Origin of the sequence: Corynebacterium casei LMG S-19264 (assembly GCF_000550785.1) — a bacterium.
Classification (GTDB): Bacteria; Actinomycetota; Actinomycetes; order Mycobacteriales; family Mycobacteriaceae; genus Corynebacterium; species Corynebacterium casei.
On record NZ_CP004350.1, the window covers coordinates 2,468,623 to 2,486,858 of the forward strand.

Sequence of the window (18,236 nt, forward strand, 5' to 3'; positions counted from 1 at the left end):
ATAGAGTCCCTACTTGCTGTCCGCGCCTGGTTCTAGCAGGTTGCCGTGCAGGCGTGCATCGTGGTCCAGAAGGATTGCGGCTTCGCGTTCCTTCACCGCGTCACCGGAACCGCCAAGGTTGCGGTCAACGGGACGCTCGTACAGCGCAGCACCACCGGAGATGGCAGAAGTCAGACGCTGCAAACCTGCTGCCTCACGGGCAGAGGATGCTTCCTGCCACTGCTTAGCTGCTTGCTCACCACGCTCAGCGCGCAGTGCCTGCAAGAACGCACCCGGGTGAACCACAGCAACCAACGCGGAAACGTGACCAAAGCCCAGGGAAGTCACCAGACCAGCCTTTGGTGGAGTCGCGCGTAGATCCAGCTGCTCGCGCAGCCAGGTCAGGTGCGAATGACGTCGCAGAACCGGATCCACACAGTCCAAGGAGCGGTTTGGAGGCAGCACACCATTGCGCAGCACCTGGGTCAGGCCAACCAGCTGGAATGCGGCAGCACCGCCCTTGGCGTGACCGGTCAGAGTCTTCTGCGAGATGATGAACAGCGGGTTGCCCTTATCGCGGCCCATGGAGGCAGCAATACGCTCATGCAGGTCAGACTCGTTCGGGTCATTGGCGTTGGTGGAAGTGTCATGCTTAGAAATCACAGCGATTTCATTAACACCCACGCCGAGCTCATCCAGACCTTGTGCCAGGCGGGAATCCGCGCCACCACGGGCAGCGGACAACGCACCCAGGCCAGGAGCCGGGATGGAGGTGTGCGCACCATCAGCAAAGGACTCCGCGAAGCCCACGACGCCAAGCACCGGCAAGCCGAGTTCCGCAGCGAGGCTACCGCGCGCCATCAAGATGGTGCCGCCACCTTCGGATTCTATGAAGCCACCACGGCGGCGGTCGTTCGCGCGGGAGAAGTACTTGTGGTCAATGCCCTTGTCTTCCATTTCGGAAGAATCAGCTGTTGCGGCCATATCGCCGAAACCGGTGATGCCCTCAATGGACAGGTCATCAATACCGCCGGCAACCACGAAGTCTGCCTTGCGCAGACGCAGCTTGTCCATTCCCTCTTCCACGGAGACAGCAGCGGTTGCACACGCAGCAACTGGGTGCACCATCTGGCCGTAGCCGCCGACATAGGACTGCATGACGTGCGCTGCCACAACGTTTGGCAGTGCTTCTTGCAAAATGTCGTTTGGACGAGGCTGCGCCAGCAGCTTATCCAGATACAGCGAGCGCATGGACTGCATGCCGCCCATGCCGGTGCCCTGCGTGGAGCTCACGCGCGCTGGGTGCACATGGCTGAGTAGTTCAGCTGGGCTAAAGCCGGCTGCCAAGAAGGCATCGACAGAACAGACCAGGTTCCACAAGGCTACGCGGTCGAGGTTGTCAATCATGTCGGCCGGGATGCCGTAGACGCCAGGGTTGAAGCCCTGCGGTACCTGACCGCCGACAAAGCGAGTCATGGCAACGCGACGTGGCACACGGACCTCAGAACCAGCTGGACGGGTGACCTGCCATTCCTCACCGTCGAAGTGCGCGGTCGCGCCTTCCACATCGGCAACAAAAGTACGTGCGGTCTCTTCATCCTGCACGGCAAAGGTCATGTCGCGCTCAAGGTAGATGGTGGTCAGCTCAGGTGCGAGGTTGTCCACCATTGGCATGTTCGGGCCGTAGTCATCGTGGTATTTGCGCACGCCAACATTCGCCAAGACCTCGTCGTGGAAACGGGAGTAGATGTCTTCTTCAGCGATTTCCTCGCCGTCGGCATCAAACCACGCGCCGGCAGCATCGTCCCAGGCAATCAGACCGGTGGTCCATGCCAGTTCGATCACACCAGCAGCGCTCAAATCGCCGGTCATTTCCACTTCAAAGCGGGTGCGGGAGGAACCCACTGGGCCGATTTCGCCGGCACCAACAATGACCACCATGTCATCAAGTTTCTGGTTCACACCAGCAAAGTCTGGGGTAGTCCACGCAATGCGCTCACGGATATTCGGCAGTGCGCGCAAGACTGGAGCCTCAGTAGCTTCTTCGGCTACAGGTTGTGCAGTCAAAGAACGTGCGAGCTCAGGCAGGTTGATGTCAGCCTGGCCCAGGCCGCCAGTAAAGTCCAAGGTCACAGGTGCGGTGCGAGCTTCTTCGCGCTTGCTTACCGATGCCCCCTCGCCGACTAACTTCTGCGCCATCTCTTCATTGGAGTAGGTGCGAACACCCTTGGCTTCGACTGCGTCAACCAATGGGTCGTTACCACCCATAAGGCCAGTACCGCGGACCCAACCGATGTGTGCGTGAACAATAGAAGTGCGGTCGCCCCAGACTGGCTCAGCGTGCCAGCGGGTTACCAGGGCGTCGAGTGCCGCCTTGGATTCGCCGTAGGCGCCGTCGCCACCGAAGCGGCCGCGGTTCGGGCTGCCCGGAAGAACAACGTGCAAGCGCTGGCCCACGTGCGTTCCGGTGCCGAGCTGGCTAAGTCCCGCGATGAGTTTCTCAACGCTCCACAGCAAAAGGCGCATCTGTGCTTCTGCTGGTGCGCCAGCATCAGCCAGGGTACCCTGCACGCGAGGTGCCGCAAATGGGAAGATCAGGTTTGGAACCATAGCCGGCTTGACCAGCTTGGACGAACCACCAACGGTAGCGGTTTGCTCATTTCCAATCCAATCAATGACTGCATCCAGGTCAGCGAAGGAGTTCAGGTTCGCTGGAACCACCCACAGCTGGGCGTTGCCGCGCGCGGAAGTACGGTAGAGGTTCTTGTAGAACTCCAGGCGGTCATGGCCTAGACGCGAGGTGGTGGCAATAACTGTTGCGCCTTCGCGCAGCAGGTTCGCCACAACTTCCGAGGCGATGGAACCTGGGGAGCCACCGGTGACAACAGCTACTTCGCCGTCGTGTTCCAAGGTGGAAGCTGCAACGCGTGCCTGTGCTGCCTGTGCCTCCAAGCCCAGGTATTCCGCCATGGCGGCTGCTTCTTCACCGGCGCCGGTGATGTCGAGAGAATCCAGCTCGCCGTGAGCCAAACGCACGAGGTCTTCACGCGCAGAAGCCCAACGGTCATCAAGCTGCACGGTCTTGTCCGCATCAAAGCTTGGGGCGACCAGGCGTGGCCAGTCCGCGCCGAGCTCGGCAGCTACCAGGTCAACAATCGCCTGGTTGTCATCGGCCTCGGCAAATTCGGTGACCGGTGCCTGCTGTCCCAGCTGGGCAAGCAGGGTGCGAGCGGTGTTTGCCAGCGCAGAGTTCATCTTCTCCGAGTAGGCATCCAAAGCAGCAGAGTCCACTACCCCGACATTTGCGCCACCGCCTGCCGATGGCTTCGAGATGACAATGCCGACCTTCGCACCAGCGGAATCGACAGCAGCATCAATCAGTGCGTCAAGCTCAGCAGTGGAGCCTGGGTTTGCAGGTGACAGCAGCGCCAAGTCGCCGCCGCGAATCGATGCGCCCTCACGCGCACCGAGCACGAGTTCAGCGGTCACGCGGTCGACCCAACCTGTACCAAGACCCCAGGTCTCGGTTACGCGCTGCGCAATATAAGCAGGCTTCTTACCAGCTGGGCCGGTAATACGGCGCAGGGAATCAGAAACCTGCACGGACAGGACTGGGCCAAATGCCTTGTAGCCCTTCGCCATGCCAGCGACCTGGTCCTTTAGGGCAGCAATTTCGGCATCTGCTGCACCTTCGATGGCACCGAGGCCGAATTCCACACCGAGGTCCAAAAGCAGCTGGTTACGGCGAGAAGACACTCCCTCGACGAGCAGCTCGATGGTATCTGCTGCACCCATCTGGTCTGGACGTACCTTGGTCCAGATAGCGATGAGCATCTCAGTGGCATCGGCTGCACTAAAGGCCTTGTCATCCGGGGTGCTTCCGCCGCCCGCTGGAGCAGTCGCAGCAGGCGCTGCCGCAACTGGTGCGGGTGCTGCAGCGGCTGGTGCGGCGTTTGCTGCGGCAACTTCCTGCGCGGTAGCGGTAGCTGCTTCTTCGACGACTTCATTGGAGGTTTCAGGTTGTGGGCGCACAATGGCGTCTTCGGCGAATACGGTCGCGCGGTCGCGCTCAACGTTGAGCACCTCAATTGGGTTGCCGGCATACTGCGGCAAGCGCAAGGTCTGGCCCAGCATGTTCGCCAGGGTTGGGGAAGAACCAACGCCGATTTCGACGAAGCGCTCCACGCCCAAACCAGGCGTGCCAGCGCCGGCGGTCTCGGTGGTATCGGAGAGCAGCAAGTCCTGGGTTTCAATCCAACGAACTGGTGATGCGAATTGCCATGCGAGCAGCTCAATGAGCAAGGTGCGGCCCAGATTAACTGGGTTTTCCGAGGCCTTGTCGAAGTCAGCGAGGATATCGTTGACGTAGGTGGAATCGACGACCTCCGCCATGGCTTCAACGAACTCGCGGGTGAGCTCGAATGGACGAGCCACCAGGTTCGGGATGTAGCGGCCACGCAGGATATCCAGGTCAACCTGCTGCGGAATCAGTGAATCCAGGTGCGTGCGGAAGTTGTCCACACCGCCCAACAGATGCGAGGAGTGGAATGGCACGTCAATGCCCGGAATCATGATGAAGGCACGCTGGCCCGGCGCGCGGGAGGAGGCATCGGCAGCCAATGCAGCGAGACCTGCGCGGGTACCGGCGACGGCGTACTGCACACCGGCAATGTTGTAGTTAACGATTTCGAGGAATTCGCCGCTGGCTTCAGATACCTTGGCAACGTAGCCGAAGACATCGTCGGCACGAATACCGATCTTGTTCGGACGAAGTGCCGCCAGGCCGTAGTTGGAGTTGCCGTGGGCATCGCGGTCGACCAGGCGGTGCATGGTCAGACCACGGGCGTAGACGATTTCTACCACGGCTTCGAGTGACAGAACCTGCGCATAGGCTGCCAGGGCGTTGTACTCACCCACGGAGTGGCCTGCGAAGAAAGTATCCTGCGACTTCACGCCGGCCTCAGCCAACTCAGCAATCTGCGCACAGCCCAAAGTTGCCATGGCGACCTGGGTGAACTGGGTCAGGAACAGAGCACCATCCGGGTGGGTGAATTCCTCACCGTCAACCACGACACGGTCGGGGTTGTTACGCACGATTTCCAGGATGGAGAAACCAAGCTTGGAACGGGTGTGGGCATCGGCACGCTCCCACACGTCACGCGCGGCGGCCGAGGATGCATAAGAATCCATGCCCATGCCTGGGGTCTGAATGCCCTGGCCAGGGAAACCGTAGAAGGTACGTGGTGCGGCCATGGTGGCGGTTGCCTGCAAGACAACGTCGCCATCCACACTGGCAGTAACAGTGCGAACTTCGCCGGCGCCTGGGCGGGAATCGATGCCGGTGCGCTCGACGATGAAGTCGACCTTCGCGCCGGGCAGTACGGGGCTGAGCATATTCGCGGACCATTCAGCAACGGCAACGCCATCGAAGCCGGCTACAAGCTGCGCAATCGCGGAAGTCCACATGCCGTGGACGATAACGCCGTTGTCCAGGCCAGCCAGGCGCGCGGCGGCGCCGGAGACGTGGATTGGGTTGCGGTCCCCGGTGACCACTGCGAATGGGTGCATGGATGCCGGGGCGGTCACGGTCATCTGGTGGCGGAAGGAAGCCGGGGTATCGGTGATGTGCTCGGTGGAGTTGACCGGTTCCAGGTCCTGCTCGCCGGTGCGTCCGACAATCGCGAAACGCTCCTGCAGGGTTGCTAGCTGCGCATCTTTGAGCTCAGCTGCGCCGTCAATGTCGATCGATACGGTGACCTCAACAACACGACCAACCTGGGTATCGCGGACTTCGCCGCCGGTGGCGGTGACAGTCAGCTCTACGGCCTCAGTTGGCAGTGCCTGGTGCAGGCGCAGGTTGTGCTCAAGGTGTACCAGGTTCAGCAGGCCTTCGACCACGCGTGCGGAATCGGTGCCAGGAACAACAGCGTTCGCGATGACGGCGAATACTGCTGGCCAGGCGCGGCCGACGATAACGTCTGGTGCAATAGCGGAGTTGGCATCCGCGCTTGGAATATAACCGGTGGTCGCACCGGCATAATCAGCCAGGGCAGCTGGGTTCAGGGAACTCTTCCAGATGGCCTTGCCATCGGTGACCTCTGGCAGGGTGCCTCCCGCTGCAACACCGGCGAGGGCAGCCATGGATTCTTCGGCAGCTTCCGCGGTGATGATTGGGGTGGAAGACAGTGGTGCATCTACTGGCACGGTGATGCGAAGGGTTAGCTGTGCACCGGCAACGGATCCGGTCAAAGCGACGGTGAGCTCGACGGTTTCGGCATCGATGGTGACAAGCTCGGCACCTGCCGCGCGTGCCGAGGTACCATCGGCGTCCAGAGTCCAGGACTCAGAAACCTGAGCAACTGGGTTCGGACGCTGGCGTCCTGCCCACTCCACGGACTTCGCGGCCAAAACGCGCTCAAGTGCTGTGCCGGCGATGTTGGCTGGCTCTGCGTCCTCAGCGTTCTCAGATGCCAGCACGACGTTAACGGCTGCGGATTCAAAGCGTGCCAGGAGCTCAGCTACTGGCTCGTTTGCCTTGGTAATGCCCGCTACAGCGGTGGTACCTGGGATGATGCCCACCTGTTCAGCGGTGTAGCGCTCATCGTGCGCTTGCCACAACGAGTCCTGGCGCCACCAACGGCGAACATCAGAGTCGATGACTGGGACGAATGCTGGTGGCTTGCCCTTGCCGCGCAAGAGATCAATAAACCACGCAACATCAGATGCAATAACGGTGTGCTTTTCTGCAGCTGGGTATGCCGCAACCAGGTCTGTAATACCGCGCTCTGGCTTGGCAGCATCAACAACCACCTGTGCTTCGAACTCGCCGTGGTCAACCTCAGTCAAACGCGCTTCGGTGCGCGCAATCATCTGCTCAAAGCGACGTGCCCAGGACGCATCCACCCAGGAGCCCATGTAAGAGACCTCAAGGTAACGAGACAGCCACTCGGCATAGGTCATCGACTCCAGGTCACCGAAGTATGGCTTGGCGGTACCAGCAATCGCCGCGATGATTTCCTCACGTCGTGCGGCCACCGCCTCTGCGTCACCCGCAACCTCATCTAGCAGACGACCTGCCTTGGCGAAGGTGTTATCAATCTCGTGGATATCCGCGCCCAGCTGGGAGCGACCCGAAGCAATGCCGTCGCGTGCGCCACCGGCTGGAACCCAGCCGCCACCAGGGATATCTTCTAGACCCTGGGTAGAAACCAGCGCCTGCTTCACAGATTCAGAAGCCGTGGATTCCAGGGTTGCCATAGCAGCGGTGCCGATCATGATGGCATCGACAGGCATAGCTGGCAGTCCATAAACCTTGGACCACTCACCGGTCAGGTACTGCGCGCCGCGCTCGGGAGCGCCGATACCGCCAGCGGCCATGAGCACCACATTATCGCGTTCACGAATATATGCGTAGGTCTCAATCAGCAGGTCATCAAGGTCTTCCCACGAATGGTGACCGCCTGCCTTGCCGCCCTCAACCTGCATGATGATGGTGGACTCTGGCAGATCATCCGCGATGTCCAGGATCTTCTTGACCTGACGAACCGCACCCGGCTTGAACGCAACCCATGGAATGTTGTCTTCGTGCAGCTGGCGTACCAGCGCCAAAGCTTCCTCATGTGGCGGGATACCCGCGGAGCACACCACACCATTGATGGAAGCACCATTGGCACGCGCGCGTGGGATAAGACGACGTCCTTCAATCTGGGTACGCCACTGCTTTGGCGACAGGTACATGGCATTGAACTGGGCGTTGATGCCCGGGTTCAGCATGTCTTCCAGGCGCTCTAAGGAATCATTCAAAATGGCTTCGGTGACCTGTCCACCGCCGGCGAGTTCTGCCCAGAAACCCGCATTCGCTGCTGCTGCCACAATCGCTGGATCTACAGTCGATGGGGTCATGCCCGCCAGGATTACTGGGGAATAGCCAGTGCGCTCAGTAAAACGGGTGGACAAACGGGTAACGCCATTATCTTCAAAAGTCTTTGGTGCAAACTGCGCGAAGTTCAATGGAAGTTGCGGGGCCTGGCCGGCATCGAAAAGCTCTGCTTGGCCTTCATCCGTGGAGACAACCTGCACGCCGATGCCCTGGCCTGCCACAACGGTCTTGGTCAGCGCCGCCATGCCCTTGCCTGGGCCGCATTCCAAAACCCACTGCGCGCCGGCATTGACCGCCTGCCGCACCTCCTGCGGCCAATCCACGATGGAGGTCAAAACAGCCTGCGCACCATCGTGTGCGAGCGACTCATCCAGCCCAATCTGCTGCGCCCACGCGGTGACCATCTCCACTGCTGCCTGCATGGCTGGGTGATGGTAGCCCGACTGCACAGCCAAAGCATTGATGCGCGGCGCGAAAGGCTTACCGCCGCGCTCCTTGTTCTCAATAGTCTTGGCGTCTTTCTCCGCCAGCTTCTCCAGAACCTCAACAACCTTATTGTTATCTTCCGGAGTACCCACGATGACGAAGGTGTTGCGGCTATTTTGCAGACCAACAACGCTGCCCACGCCAGTCTTGGCAATGACCTTATCCAGCTGCTCACGGCTAACACCCGCGATGGACACCATCGGCGAACCCGCTGCGGTGCGGATAAGACCAGTGGCGCGCGCGGTCTTAGAAATAGCAACGCCAATCAGCTGTGCCAGCGCAATAACTTCCGCTGCCTGTGCGCGCTCGGAAGAGATATAAGTAGCCAAAGCACCCTGGGAGTGGCCAATGTGCGCCACGGCAGCAGCAACATCCAAGCCCTGGGTCTTCAACGACCCCAACAGGCCATACTGCGCCACAACGATACCCGGGGTAGAGATAGAAGAATCAGACAGATCCCACGCTGGATCCTCAGCGTTTGCAGCCCATGACATTGGATCAAAACCGTGTGGAAGAGCAGCTGCCAGTTCATCAGCGACTGGCCCCAACAGCTTCTTGGCTCCATCCACCGCGGACGTCACCTGGGCACCATTGCCACCGGCGATAACGTTGCGCAACGTTGGCAACCAGCTAAAGCCCTGCCCGGAAAAGCTCAAGGCAAAGTTCTCGGTCTCTAGTCGGTTCACCAAGCGGTGGTTAGAGATGTCAATAGTCACGATTCGTTTAACTCCTAGTGATATCGGTTTTGACCAATGGCGGGGGTTTTAAGCGCTATGAAAAATCAACGGACTCCTTAAGGAATCCAAAATCTACAAAACGAAAACGGCAGGCCAAAATTTCAGCTGGTTTACTAGCATGCCACAAAATCATGAGGAAACCATCACCTTTTCGCCCATGCCGCGTTCGACATGCATTACTCAATACTTGGCCCAAACTCGGAAGATTCCTTCACCGAATCAACATCTTTTGCCACTTCACCATCAAAGACCTGGCACGCATGATCCGGCACCACTTCCGCCGACCGATCCAATCCGGCATCTTCCAGATAGTCATCGAACATGTAATCAATGCTCATCTCACAGCCTTTCTCGGTTTGTCCGATGCCCAGTCTAGAATCATCATCCATCATGACTAAAGGCATCAAGCGCGTAGCAACCTTTGCGGTTCAAATTCTTATTCTTCTCGCAATCATCATTGGCGTCGCCTTTTATAACGACGCCGATTCCCGCGATGCCCAGCCCACCTCCGTTGAAACATTCACAGAATCCCCCTCAGCCACCACTGCCTCCTCTGAGCCGACTACAGACTCACCTGATACCCTAGCTCCGCCAGCCACCCAGGAAGCTTCAACTTCTCAACCAGGCACATCTGACCTTTACACCGAAGCTTTAGAAGACCTCCGCGTTGCCGGACGCGCACCGAAGACTGGCTACGAGCGGGAGCTTTTCGGCCAGGCGTGGAGCGACGACGTCACCGTGGAGTTTGGCCACAACGGTTGCGATACCCGCAATGACATCCTGCGCCGCGACCTTGTGAACACGGAAATCAAAGAAGGCACCTACGGCTGCGTTGTCCTCACGGGAACACTTCATGATCCATATAGCGGTGAGACCATTGACTTTGTTCGCGGCCAGTCCACCTCGTCCGAGGTTCAAATCGACCACATCGTGGCACTTTCCGATGCCTGGCAAAAAGGCGCCCAGCAGTGGGACGAAGAAACCCGCCGCAACTTTGCCAACGACCCGCGTAACCTTCGCGCCGTCAAGGGTCGACTCAATTCGCAGAAGGGCGCGGGCGACGCCGCAACTTGGCTCCCACCCCAGCGCGGGCACCGCTGCGAATACGCCCGTGACATCATCGATGTAAAGTCCGAATACGGCCTGTGGGTCACCGCCGCTGAAAAGGAAGCGCTTCACACACAGCTCGAGACCTGTACGAATTAGATTGAGCTTTCCGAATAGTTCGGGCATCATTCACGATTCACTACTCTTCGAACCTGAAACTGGAACCGCACAGATTAGCCACCCTCTACTAGCCTTACAGATCTTTCGCCGCTAAGAATTGGCTATCTGCTATATCCACACACCTAAGTCCGCCCTTCGCTTCCCCATAAGTATCATCCATGGGTGATTTGCGATTTTCTATTCCTATTCCATTCGAGCGAAAAGTGCTCTATCCCGATCATTCGAACATCAGTGTCAAGGGATAAAGTCTATTGTCTAGATAGTTCGCTATCATGCGAAGAACAGCAGATTTTATTGCAGTATTGTTGGATGCTTTAATAACTGCATTCTTAAGCTAGGAGATCAACTTAAATGACGCCGACGAAACTAACTTCCTTCGAGATCTGTGCAGGCGCAGGTGGCCAGGCTCTGGGCCTTGAACAAGCTGGTTTCGCTCATCAAGCCCTAGTCGAGATTGATAACTGGGCTGCTGAAACGCTTCGGTTAAACCGTGTAACCATGGGAATTACCAATGAGTCCATAATTCACGAAGCTGACGTTCATAGTATTGACGGGTCACCTTTCCGCGACGAAATTGATCTATTCTCTGGAGGCGTCCCGTGCCCGCCTTTCTCGATCGCAGGAAAGCAACTAGGGGCAGACGACGACCGTGACCTCTTTCCTGAAGCTCTGCGTCTTATTAAGGAAATCAACCCTCGGGCGGTACTGCTAGAAAATGTTAAAGGACTCGGACAAAAGCGGTTCGACGACTACCGAAAGCAAATTCTTAGCCAACTGAACGCATTAGGCTACGCAACTCATTGGAAGCACATCCAGGCAGCTGACTTCGGAGTTCCCCAGCTCCGTCCACGTTTTGTTTTGGTCGCGCTCAAGGCTGAATATGATGATTTCTTTGAATGGCCTCAATCTTTCAGCGAACATCTCACTGTGGGTGAAGCACTTGAGCATCTAATGGGCGCAGAAGGCTGGCCCGGAGCAACAACCTGGGCTAAAAAGGCAAACACTGTAGCACCAACGCTCGTGGGCGGCTCAAAGAAACATGGTGGAGCTGACGTAGGACCGACTCGTGCGAAAGAGGCATGGCGCAAACTTGGAGTTAAGGGAACCTCGATTGCGGAATCAGCGCCACCAGCTGACTTCCCAACAGATCTGACCGATGTCCTACCCCGGTTGACGGTACAGATGGGTGGGGTAATTCAGGGATTCCCCGAAAATTGGATGTGGGCCGGAGGGAAGACTGCACAGTGGCGCCAGGTTGGCAACGCATTTCCACCGCCAGTAGCAAGAGTACTTGGGCTATCAATCAAACACGCTCTTGAAAAACGGCGAGTGAAAAACACAATTCCTGCATCTTCACTGAGCCACAGGACCTTGGTGGTGTAAATGACTTCAAGATTCGACTCGAAGCCGGGTATTGATTCCATTTCGCTCGAAATCACCGAGCTATTCCGTGAAGCAGACCCCGATGGCGAGAGACTCGGACGCGTGTTTCGCGGAGCATTTGACATGGCTTATGATGGCCAGAACACCGGTCGCTACTCAATCGGACAACTCACTAAAACAGAATCCGCTCACATGGGTTCCCTCGTAGAGATTCTCATCCGGAGAGAATTTGATGACATTCTCACAGACGGAGAGGTTATGGACTTTGACGCGGCTGGCCATGATTTAGACTGCAAATACTCGAAGCACCGTTTCGGGTGGATGATACCCATGGAGGCACTTGGCAACCACGCCATGCTCTGTCATGCGGATGATCAATCAGCCACCTTTCACGTCGGATTCGCAATGATTCGTGACGAGATTCTCACTGCTGGAGGAAACCGGGATCGTAAGCGCACGATTTCCGCAAAAGGCCGACAAGCTATTAGTTGGCTATTCACGGAACATCCCTTCCCTCCAAACACACTTCTGCAACTTGAACCCGAATTACGGGATAAGGTACTTGAACCGGAATCAGGTGCTGCGCGACTTGATATGCTTTTCCGAGTGGCTCAAAAGCAAAGAATCCCTAGAGGCATTGTCGCCACGGTTGCAATGCAGAAAGATTACATGAAGAGAGTCCGCTCTAACGGAGGTTCTCGGACCAAACTTCGACCTGAAGGCATCGTAATTCTTAGCCAATACGAGCGGCACCGTAATATCGCACGAAAATTGAATCTGCCTGTTCCAGACAAAGGAGACACAGTTTCTGTCAGACTATATCCTGCTGAAAATGGATATACTGGGCCAACAATATTTGAAGAGGGAAAGCACTGGCGAATTGCCGAGAGTGATGATCCCCCAGTTATGGCCCCTGAAATTACTCACAAATAATTGTCAAGATATAAAAGTCGCTAAATCCCAGTCACGCACTAGAAAATAATGAGCACACTTACGGGATCCACAAAAAATGCACTGAAGCTCCCGAATAATCGTGGGCTTCAGTGCATTCTCTATTGAACTTTAGCGCCTACTGCCCCTCTCCGCGGAGCTGGTCACGCATTTCCTTGAAGTAGTCGCGAGCGGACTGAACCTGCTCAGGCTGCTTCTGGCGTGGCTGCGGTTGTTGCTGGCGCTGCGGCGCTGGCTGCTGCGCCGGGTTGCGCTGCGGCTGCGCCTGCGAAATCTGACGTGTCTTGTTATTTGATGAATTGGGCGAGCCACCATTTTCCTGCAGCGTGTGGGTGGACATCAGCACGTCGCGCATGCCGTCAAAGATGTCTCCCATGCCGCCTGGGTTTGAAGGCATGAACAGCACGTTGGAGTTGGAGTTCGAGGAAACATCCACCATTGCATCCAAATACTGGGAAACCAGCATCAGAGCCTCTGGGGATTCTTCAATACCGGCAGCACGCAGCATCTCGTACTGTGCGGCGATACCTTCAACGATTTCCTTACGCTGTTCTGCAACACCGCGACCTTGCAGCTTACGAGCCTCAGCGGAACCTTCTGCTTCCTTAATGACACGAATCTTTTCAGCCTCAGCCTGAGCAACTGCTGCCTCACGCTCACGCTGAGCAGCGTTAATGGAGTTCATGGATTCACGAACGCGGGCATCCGGGCGAATATCGGTAACCAGGGTGTTCACGAAGTTCCAGCCGTACTCCGCCATGTTGTCACGCAGGGACAGACCAACGTTTTGTGCGATTGTGTCCTTGGAAGAGAAGGAATCATCCAAGTTCATGTTCGCAACAGAAGAGCGAACATTGTCCTGGACATAAGCAATAATCTGCTGCTCATGGTCAGACAGGCGGTAAAACGCTTCACGCTCACGGCCTTCAACGGTTTCATACTGAACAGCTACTGGAATCTGAACGAAGACGTTGTCTTTGGTCTTGGTCTCAACCATGACGTCGAGCTGGTGGATCTGCAAAGAGATCTTGTCACGAACACGATCGATATAAGGCAGCTTGAAGTGGAAACCTGCATGAGCAACCTTATTGAACTTGCCGAGGCGCTCGACGATGGCCGCCTCACGCGTACGAACAATAAAGTAGCCATCAAAAATGGTGAACAAAACTATGAGGAGGAATACTGCGAGGACTATGAGGGCTACCAAAATTATCACCGACCGTTATAGACGTGGATGCATCCTTTAAAACCGAGACATCACACTATGTACTGAACAATATGAAAAAGTGTTTCGTTTCCATCGTTGCACAAAACTACAACATGCGCATCACCCGTTTTCTCCCCCAACTGTTAACAATTACACAGCTACCCTCACGCAAGCCTCACAAAGTCCCAGTTTGCTTCAGTCTTAGGCGCCACGCTGCGCCGCATAGTGCTCTGCGTATTCTTCAGGAGATACACCGAAGTGGTTTTTGAAAGAGCGCCCGAGGGATCCGACATCCAGATAGCCCACGCTGCTGGCAACCTCTTTGATGCTGCCATTTCTCTGCAGCAACAGGGCCGCGGTTTCTATCCGGTTACGCATCCGCCACTGCCCGAAGGTGATACAGGCTTCTGATGGAAGTGAAACTTCGTCATCGCTGGGCTCGCTCTGCTCTGCCACTGGAGGATTCTTCGCAATAGCTGAAGCGTGCTCTAGGAGCTGAAGAATCTCTGCTCCGCCGTCATCGGTCGGCCGCAAGATGGAACTTTGCCATTGCATATATGACAGCATTAATGACTGTAACCTGCGACTTACCCGGATCACAGTTAACTCCAACAACGGATAGGAATCATCTTCCGCTTCGAAAAATAGTGGGATCAAGACAGACTTGTCCCCCACGCGAAACTCATGACTCGTTCCCACTGGGACCCACAAAGCTTGTCCAGCCATTAAACGTATTGCTTCGCCATTGATATTGAAATGGCTTCCACCGCGCACCTGCCAAAAGAGAATGTGGTGTTCCTGGTGAACTCTTTCCGAAACAGACGCCGCCAGCACAGTCACCCGCAACGCATCTTCGCTTTGAGGTTCAAATAGCTCATTATAGTCCAGCATCACGCCTCCCCTGTTCAGCGCTCGCCTCATGCGCTGGTTGAAACCCCGCCCGGAATGCCATCAATGAGAACAAGGTTAGGTGTCCCTGACCATATGCCGAGTTACTGAAAGATTCAATGCCTATATTCACAGCGCGCGAACGAACTCGGACGGAGTATCGCAATACATCGCGGAAATGTTTAAAGGCTGTACTTGGTTATCCAAGTACAGCCTTTATGCTGTGCGCCCGGTGAGACTTGAACTCACACGCCCTCTGGACACTAGAACCTAAATCTAGCGCGTCTGCCAATTCCGCCACGGGCGCTTGCGCAACTGATATTACAACAGAACGTGTCAAAATTAATAATTGGGGAAATAGGGCTTTCCGAAATGGATAGGTAAGGTGGGCTATGTGAGTGAAAAGCGGAATAAAATTAAAACACGGTGGTGGCATATCGTGCTCATCGCGGTTTTTGTTGTCGCATTTATCGGTCTCGCATGGTGGCAATGGTCCCGCTTCCAGTCGGGTTCTGGCACTTTCCAGAACCTTGGTTATGCCTTTCAGTGGCCATTGTTCGCAGCTTTTGTCATCTACGCCTACCGCACCGCAATGAAGTACGAAAATGAGCGTATCGAAGCAGAAAATGAAGCTGCCAAAGTCGGCAGTGATGACTACATGTACCAAGCGCCGCAAGAAACCGATGATCAGGTAACTGAAATCGACGAGGACTTCCTGCCACAGCGCAAGCAGATCAGCGTTGAGGAATTCAACGCCATGAACCGACAAAGACGCGGGCAGAACTCATCTGAGCCACATTCTTCCGACCCTCACGCGGATTTTTAAGAATCAGTCAGTCAAAGTTCGGCTGAAATTCTTTCCCAATAGCACGCAGAAACTTAAAGGATTCTTCTTCCATGACCTCCCAGCAGCAGGTTCACCCAGAACGCCAGAAGCGCGTTTCCACCGCACTGACATTTTTCACCGTCGCAGCCACCATCACCGGTATCTTCCTGGTCATCCTGGTGATCCGCATGATCTTGGAATACATCGTCGGTATGGAAATGCCGGACTGGGCAACTCTGGTGGCACAGGCTCACGGCCTCGCGTACATGGTCTATCTTCTGTCCATTTTGAACCTAGCGCCTAAGGCGCGCTGGTCCGTTGGCAAGTGGTTCACCACTGCCCTTGCGGGTGTTATCCCGTTCTTCTCCTTCTGGATGGAGATCAAGCGCCGCAACGAAGTAAAGCAGATGTTCCAGCTTTCATAGGCTTTGTCATCCCGAAAGAGGAGGGGCGTGCAGCACTGACTGCACGCCCCTCCTCTTTCTACTTTTGTGTGAAAGCGTGATTTAGCTAGCGTTTCCAGCAGCCAGCTTTTCAATCACTGGCACCAGTTGTGCCAGTGCGCGTCCACGGTGTGAAGCCGAGTTCTTTTCCTCTGGGGTCAGCTCCGCGGAGCTGCGGGTCTCGCCTTCAGGTTGGAACAGTGGGTCATAGCCAAAGCCAGCCTCGCCGCGTGGTGCGGTGAGCAGGGTTCCAGGCCAACGGCCCTCGGCAACGTGTTCTTGACCGGCAGGAGTAACCAGCGCGCAAACGGAGACAAACGCCGCCTGGCGGCGTTGTTCTGGCACATGCGCCATCTGTGCGAGCAACAACTCGTTGTTCGCGGCATCATTTCCGTGAGTGCCGGACCAGCGCGCGGAGAGCACACCGGGCATGCCGTTGAGTTCTTCCACAGCAATGCCGGAGTCATCGGCGATGCAGGCAAGGCCAGTTTCCCGCGCGCCAGCATGTGCCTTCAACAATGCATTGTCGGCGAAGGTGCGGCCGTCTTCGACGGGCTCTTCATAAGGCTCAACATCGCGCAGCGGAACCAGCTCAACCGAATCGATGCCAGCATCAGCCAGAATCTTTTCCAGCTCAATCAGCTTCTTCGCGTTATTCGATGCAACAAGAAGTTTCATAAGCCCTAGATTCCAAGCGCGGCACGCTGCGCAGCAATCAGCTCATAGCAGCCCTTTTGCGCAACATCCAGCATGGAGTTCAATTCGTCACGGCCAAACAAGCCGTTCTCGCCGGTGCCCTGGACTTCCACGAAGTTTCCGGACTCCTGCATCACAACGTTCAGGTCGACCTCAGCGCGGGAGTCTTCCTCATAAGGCAGGTCCAAGCAGACATTGCCCTCGACGATGCCCACTGATACCGCGGCGATTGGATCCAACAGTGGCTCGCCCGGTACAACGCCTTGGTCTTTGAGAACCGCAATGGCATCGGCAAGCGCAACATATGCACCCGTGATCGACGCGGTGCGGGTGCCACCATCAGCCTGGAGCACATCGCAGTCAATCTGGATGGTGTTCTCCCCCAGCTGGCTCAAATCAATAGCCGCGCGCAAGGAACGGCCCACCAGACGAGAAATCTCATGGGTACGACCCTTGACCTTGCCCTTCATGGATTCACGTGGCATGCGGTCATGCGTTGCGGACGGCAGCATTGCGTATTCCGCAGTCAACCAGCCCTCACCGGAATCCTTCTTAAAACGTGGAACGCCCTGCTGAACAGAAGCAGTGCACATCACGCGGGTGTTGCCGAACTCAACCAGAACGGAGCCGGCAGGATTAGTGGTGAAATTGCGGGTAATACGGACACTTCGCAGCTGGTCTAGGTCACGACCATCAGCACGTTGAAAATCAGTCATGTCCTCAAGGGTACCGCGCCAGCTTAAAGTTCAAACTCCATGCCCGGCGCGCCCAACACAATTTCCCCATCGAACTCAGTGCGTGCTGCATCCAACGTGGACTGCGGATCACTCCAAGGCTGCAGGTGGACGAGGACCAACTTTTTGACATCGGCAAGCTTTGCTAAACGCCCTGCCTGGTTGCCCGACATGTGCATGCCCTGTGGGCGGCCCTCGGTCTCGCAACCCCAAGCTGCTTCGGCGAGGAATACATCCGCGTTCTGTGCTGCCGGCACCAAGTCCTCGGTATAAGCCGTATCCCCCGTGTAACAAATAACCTTGCCGGTCTTGGCGTGCTCCATGCGCAGGCTATACGCCTCAATCGGGTGAATGGCGTGAAACGGCGTCATGTACACATCATCAATGAGCTCACGCTTACCGTTCTCCCAGGAAGAGAACGCAAAGGAATCAGAGAAGTCATCTACTTCATCCACGTGATCCGCGCTCATGCGACCCAGGTGAACCGGGGAATCCTTCGGACCAAATATGAAATTTCGCGATGCTGCGGGGGCTTCCGGGTGGAAACGACGCCACACCATCAACGAAGGGAAATCAGTGCAGTGATCCGCATGCAGGTGACTGAAAGTCAGATGGGCATCACAGGGGTCTTGGATTTCTTGCAAAGCAGCAAAAGTACCAGGGCCCAAGTCCATAATGATGGACGGTGCGTCTGGGAAAGAAACCAAGTAACCCGACGCAGGGTTATTAGGACTGGGCACGCTGCCCGAGCATCCTAGAATGGTCAACTTCATGAGGCTATGTTGTCACGAATTCGCCGA

General features: G+C 56.4%; 12 protein-coding genes and 1 tRNA gene. 5 read left to right on the forward strand and 8 right to left on the reverse strand.

Translation table 11 applies throughout. The features are described from left to right. Positions 1 to 9: 9 nt before the first annotated feature. Together CCASEI_RS11330 and CCASEI_RS11335 are read right to left on the reverse strand one after the other, a co-directional pair. The gene (locus CCASEI_RS11330; protein ID WP_025388040.1) at positions 10 to 9,060 is read right to left on the reverse strand and encodes a type I polyketide synthase; all 9,051 of its coding nucleotides are present in this window, start codon (positions 9,058 to 9,060) and stop codon (positions 10 to 12) included. A gap of 197 nt (positions 9,061 to 9,257) precedes the next feature. Then, entirely contained in the window at positions 9,258 to 9,473 is a 216-nt protein-coding gene (locus CCASEI_RS11335) for a hypothetical protein (protein ID WP_155894839.1), read from the reverse strand. Here CCASEI_RS11335 and CCASEI_RS11340 point away from each other — a divergent pair. The 3 genes from CCASEI_RS11340 (at position 9,472) to CCASEI_RS11350 (ending at position 12,624) form a co-directional block, all read left to right on the forward strand. Then, positions 9,472 to 10,287, forward strand: a complete 816-nt coding sequence (locus CCASEI_RS11340; protein WP_025388041.1) for an HNH endonuclease family protein — start codon at positions 9,472 to 9,474, stop codon at positions 10,285 to 10,287. The two genes, CCASEI_RS11335 and CCASEI_RS11340, sit on opposite strands and share 2 nt — an antisense overlap. Before the next feature lie 372 nt (positions 10,288 to 10,659). Further along, positions 10,660 to 11,691: a DNA cytosine methyltransferase gene (locus CCASEI_RS11345; protein ID WP_006822110.1), complete on the forward strand. Its 1,032-nt coding sequence runs from the start codon at positions 10,660 to 10,662 to the stop codon at positions 11,689 to 11,691. Then, positions 11,692 to 12,624, forward strand: coding sequence for a NaeI family type II restriction endonuclease (locus CCASEI_RS11350; protein WP_025388042.1), 933 nt, complete (start codon positions 11,692 to 11,694; stop codon positions 12,622 to 12,624). Positions 12,625 to 12,760: 136 nt separating this feature from the next. On the opposite strand, the gene CCASEI_RS11355 is transcribed toward CCASEI_RS11350, so the two are convergent. From CCASEI_RS11355 to CCASEI_RS11365, 3 genes are all read right to left on the reverse strand, one after another. Beyond that, positions 12,761 to 13,849 (reverse strand): SPFH domain-containing protein, encoded by a 1,089-nt coding sequence (locus tag CCASEI_RS11355; protein ID WP_025388043.1) that lies wholly within the window; start codon positions 13,847 to 13,849, stop codon positions 12,761 to 12,763. Between the two features lie 201 nt (positions 13,850 to 14,050). Then, a complete protein-coding gene (locus tag CCASEI_RS11360) occupies positions 14,051 to 14,740 on the reverse strand; it encodes a helix-turn-helix domain-containing protein (RefSeq protein ID WP_025388044.1) in 690 nt (229 codons plus the stop codon). Positions 14,741 to 14,961: 221 nt separating this feature from the next. After that, positions 14,962 to 15,044: transfer RNA gene (locus CCASEI_RS11365), tRNA-Leu, on the reverse strand. 87 nt (positions 15,045 to 15,131) lie between these two features. On the opposite strand from CCASEI_RS11365, the gene CCASEI_RS11370 reads away from it, so the two are divergent. Then, the gene (locus CCASEI_RS11370) at positions 15,132 to 15,563 is read left to right on the forward strand and encodes a hypothetical protein (protein ID WP_006822113.1); all 432 of its coding nucleotides are present in this window, start codon (positions 15,132 to 15,134) and stop codon (positions 15,561 to 15,563) included. A 71-nt stretch (positions 15,564 to 15,634) separates the two neighbouring features. Continuing rightward, positions 15,635 to 15,988, forward strand: coding sequence for a DUF3817 domain-containing protein (locus CCASEI_RS11375; protein ID WP_006822114.1), 354 nt, complete (start codon positions 15,635 to 15,637; stop codon positions 15,986 to 15,988). Between the two features lie 81 nt (positions 15,989 to 16,069). Here CCASEI_RS11375 and rdgB read toward each other — a convergent pair whose 3' ends face one another. From rdgB to CCASEI_RS11390, 3 genes are read right to left on the reverse strand one after another with little or no spacing between them, the layout of a single operon-like run. Then, a complete protein-coding gene (gene rdgB, locus CCASEI_RS11380) occupies positions 16,070 to 16,684 on the reverse strand; it encodes an RdgB/HAM1 family non-canonical purine NTP pyrophosphatase (protein WP_006822115.1) in 615 nt (204 codons plus the stop codon). A 5-nt stretch (positions 16,685 to 16,689) separates the two neighbouring features. Continuing rightward, positions 16,690 to 17,418 (reverse strand): ribonuclease PH, encoded by a 729-nt coding sequence (rph, locus tag CCASEI_RS11385; protein WP_006822116.1) that lies wholly within the window; start codon positions 17,416 to 17,418, stop codon positions 16,690 to 16,692. A gap of 23 nt (positions 17,419 to 17,441) precedes the next feature. Then, positions 17,442 to 18,209, reverse strand: coding sequence for an MBL fold metallo-hydrolase (locus CCASEI_RS11390; protein ID WP_025388045.1), 768 nt, complete (start codon positions 18,207 to 18,209; stop codon positions 17,442 to 17,444). Positions 18,210 to 18,236 lie beyond the last annotated feature (27 nt).

Coding starts and splice junctions, on each gene's coding strand:
- CCASEI_RS11390 (WP_025388045.1), bottom strand. CDS start 18,209: ATGAAGTTGACCATTCTAGGATGCTCGGGCAGCGTGCCCAGTCCTAAT.
- CCASEI_RS11360 (WP_025388044.1), bottom strand. CDS start 14,740: ATGCTGGACTATAATGAGCTATTTGAACCTCAAAGCGAAGATGCGTTG.
- CCASEI_RS11375 (WP_006822114.1), top strand. CDS start 15,635: ATGACCTCCCAGCAGCAGGTTCACCCAGAACGCCAGAAGCGCGTTTCC.
- rph (WP_006822116.1), bottom strand. CDS start 17,418: ATGACTGATTTTCAACGTGCTGATGGTCGTGACCTAGACCAGCTGCGA.
- CCASEI_RS11345 (WP_006822110.1), top strand. CDS start 10,660: ATGACGCCGACGAAACTAACTTCCTTCGAGATCTGTGCAGGCGCAGGT.
- rdgB (WP_006822115.1), bottom strand. CDS start 16,684: ATGAAACTTCTTGTTGCATCGAATAACGCGAAGAAGCTGATTGAGCTG.
- CCASEI_RS11340 (WP_025388041.1), top strand. CDS start 9,472: ATGACTAAAGGCATCAAGCGCGTAGCAACCTTTGCGGTTCAAATTCTT.
- CCASEI_RS11335 (WP_155894839.1), bottom strand. CDS start 9,473: ATGATGGATGATGATTCTAGACTGGGCATCGGACAAACCGAGAAAGGC.
- CCASEI_RS11350 (WP_025388042.1), top strand. CDS start 11,692: ATGACTTCAAGATTCGACTCGAAGCCGGGTATTGATTCCATTTCGCTC.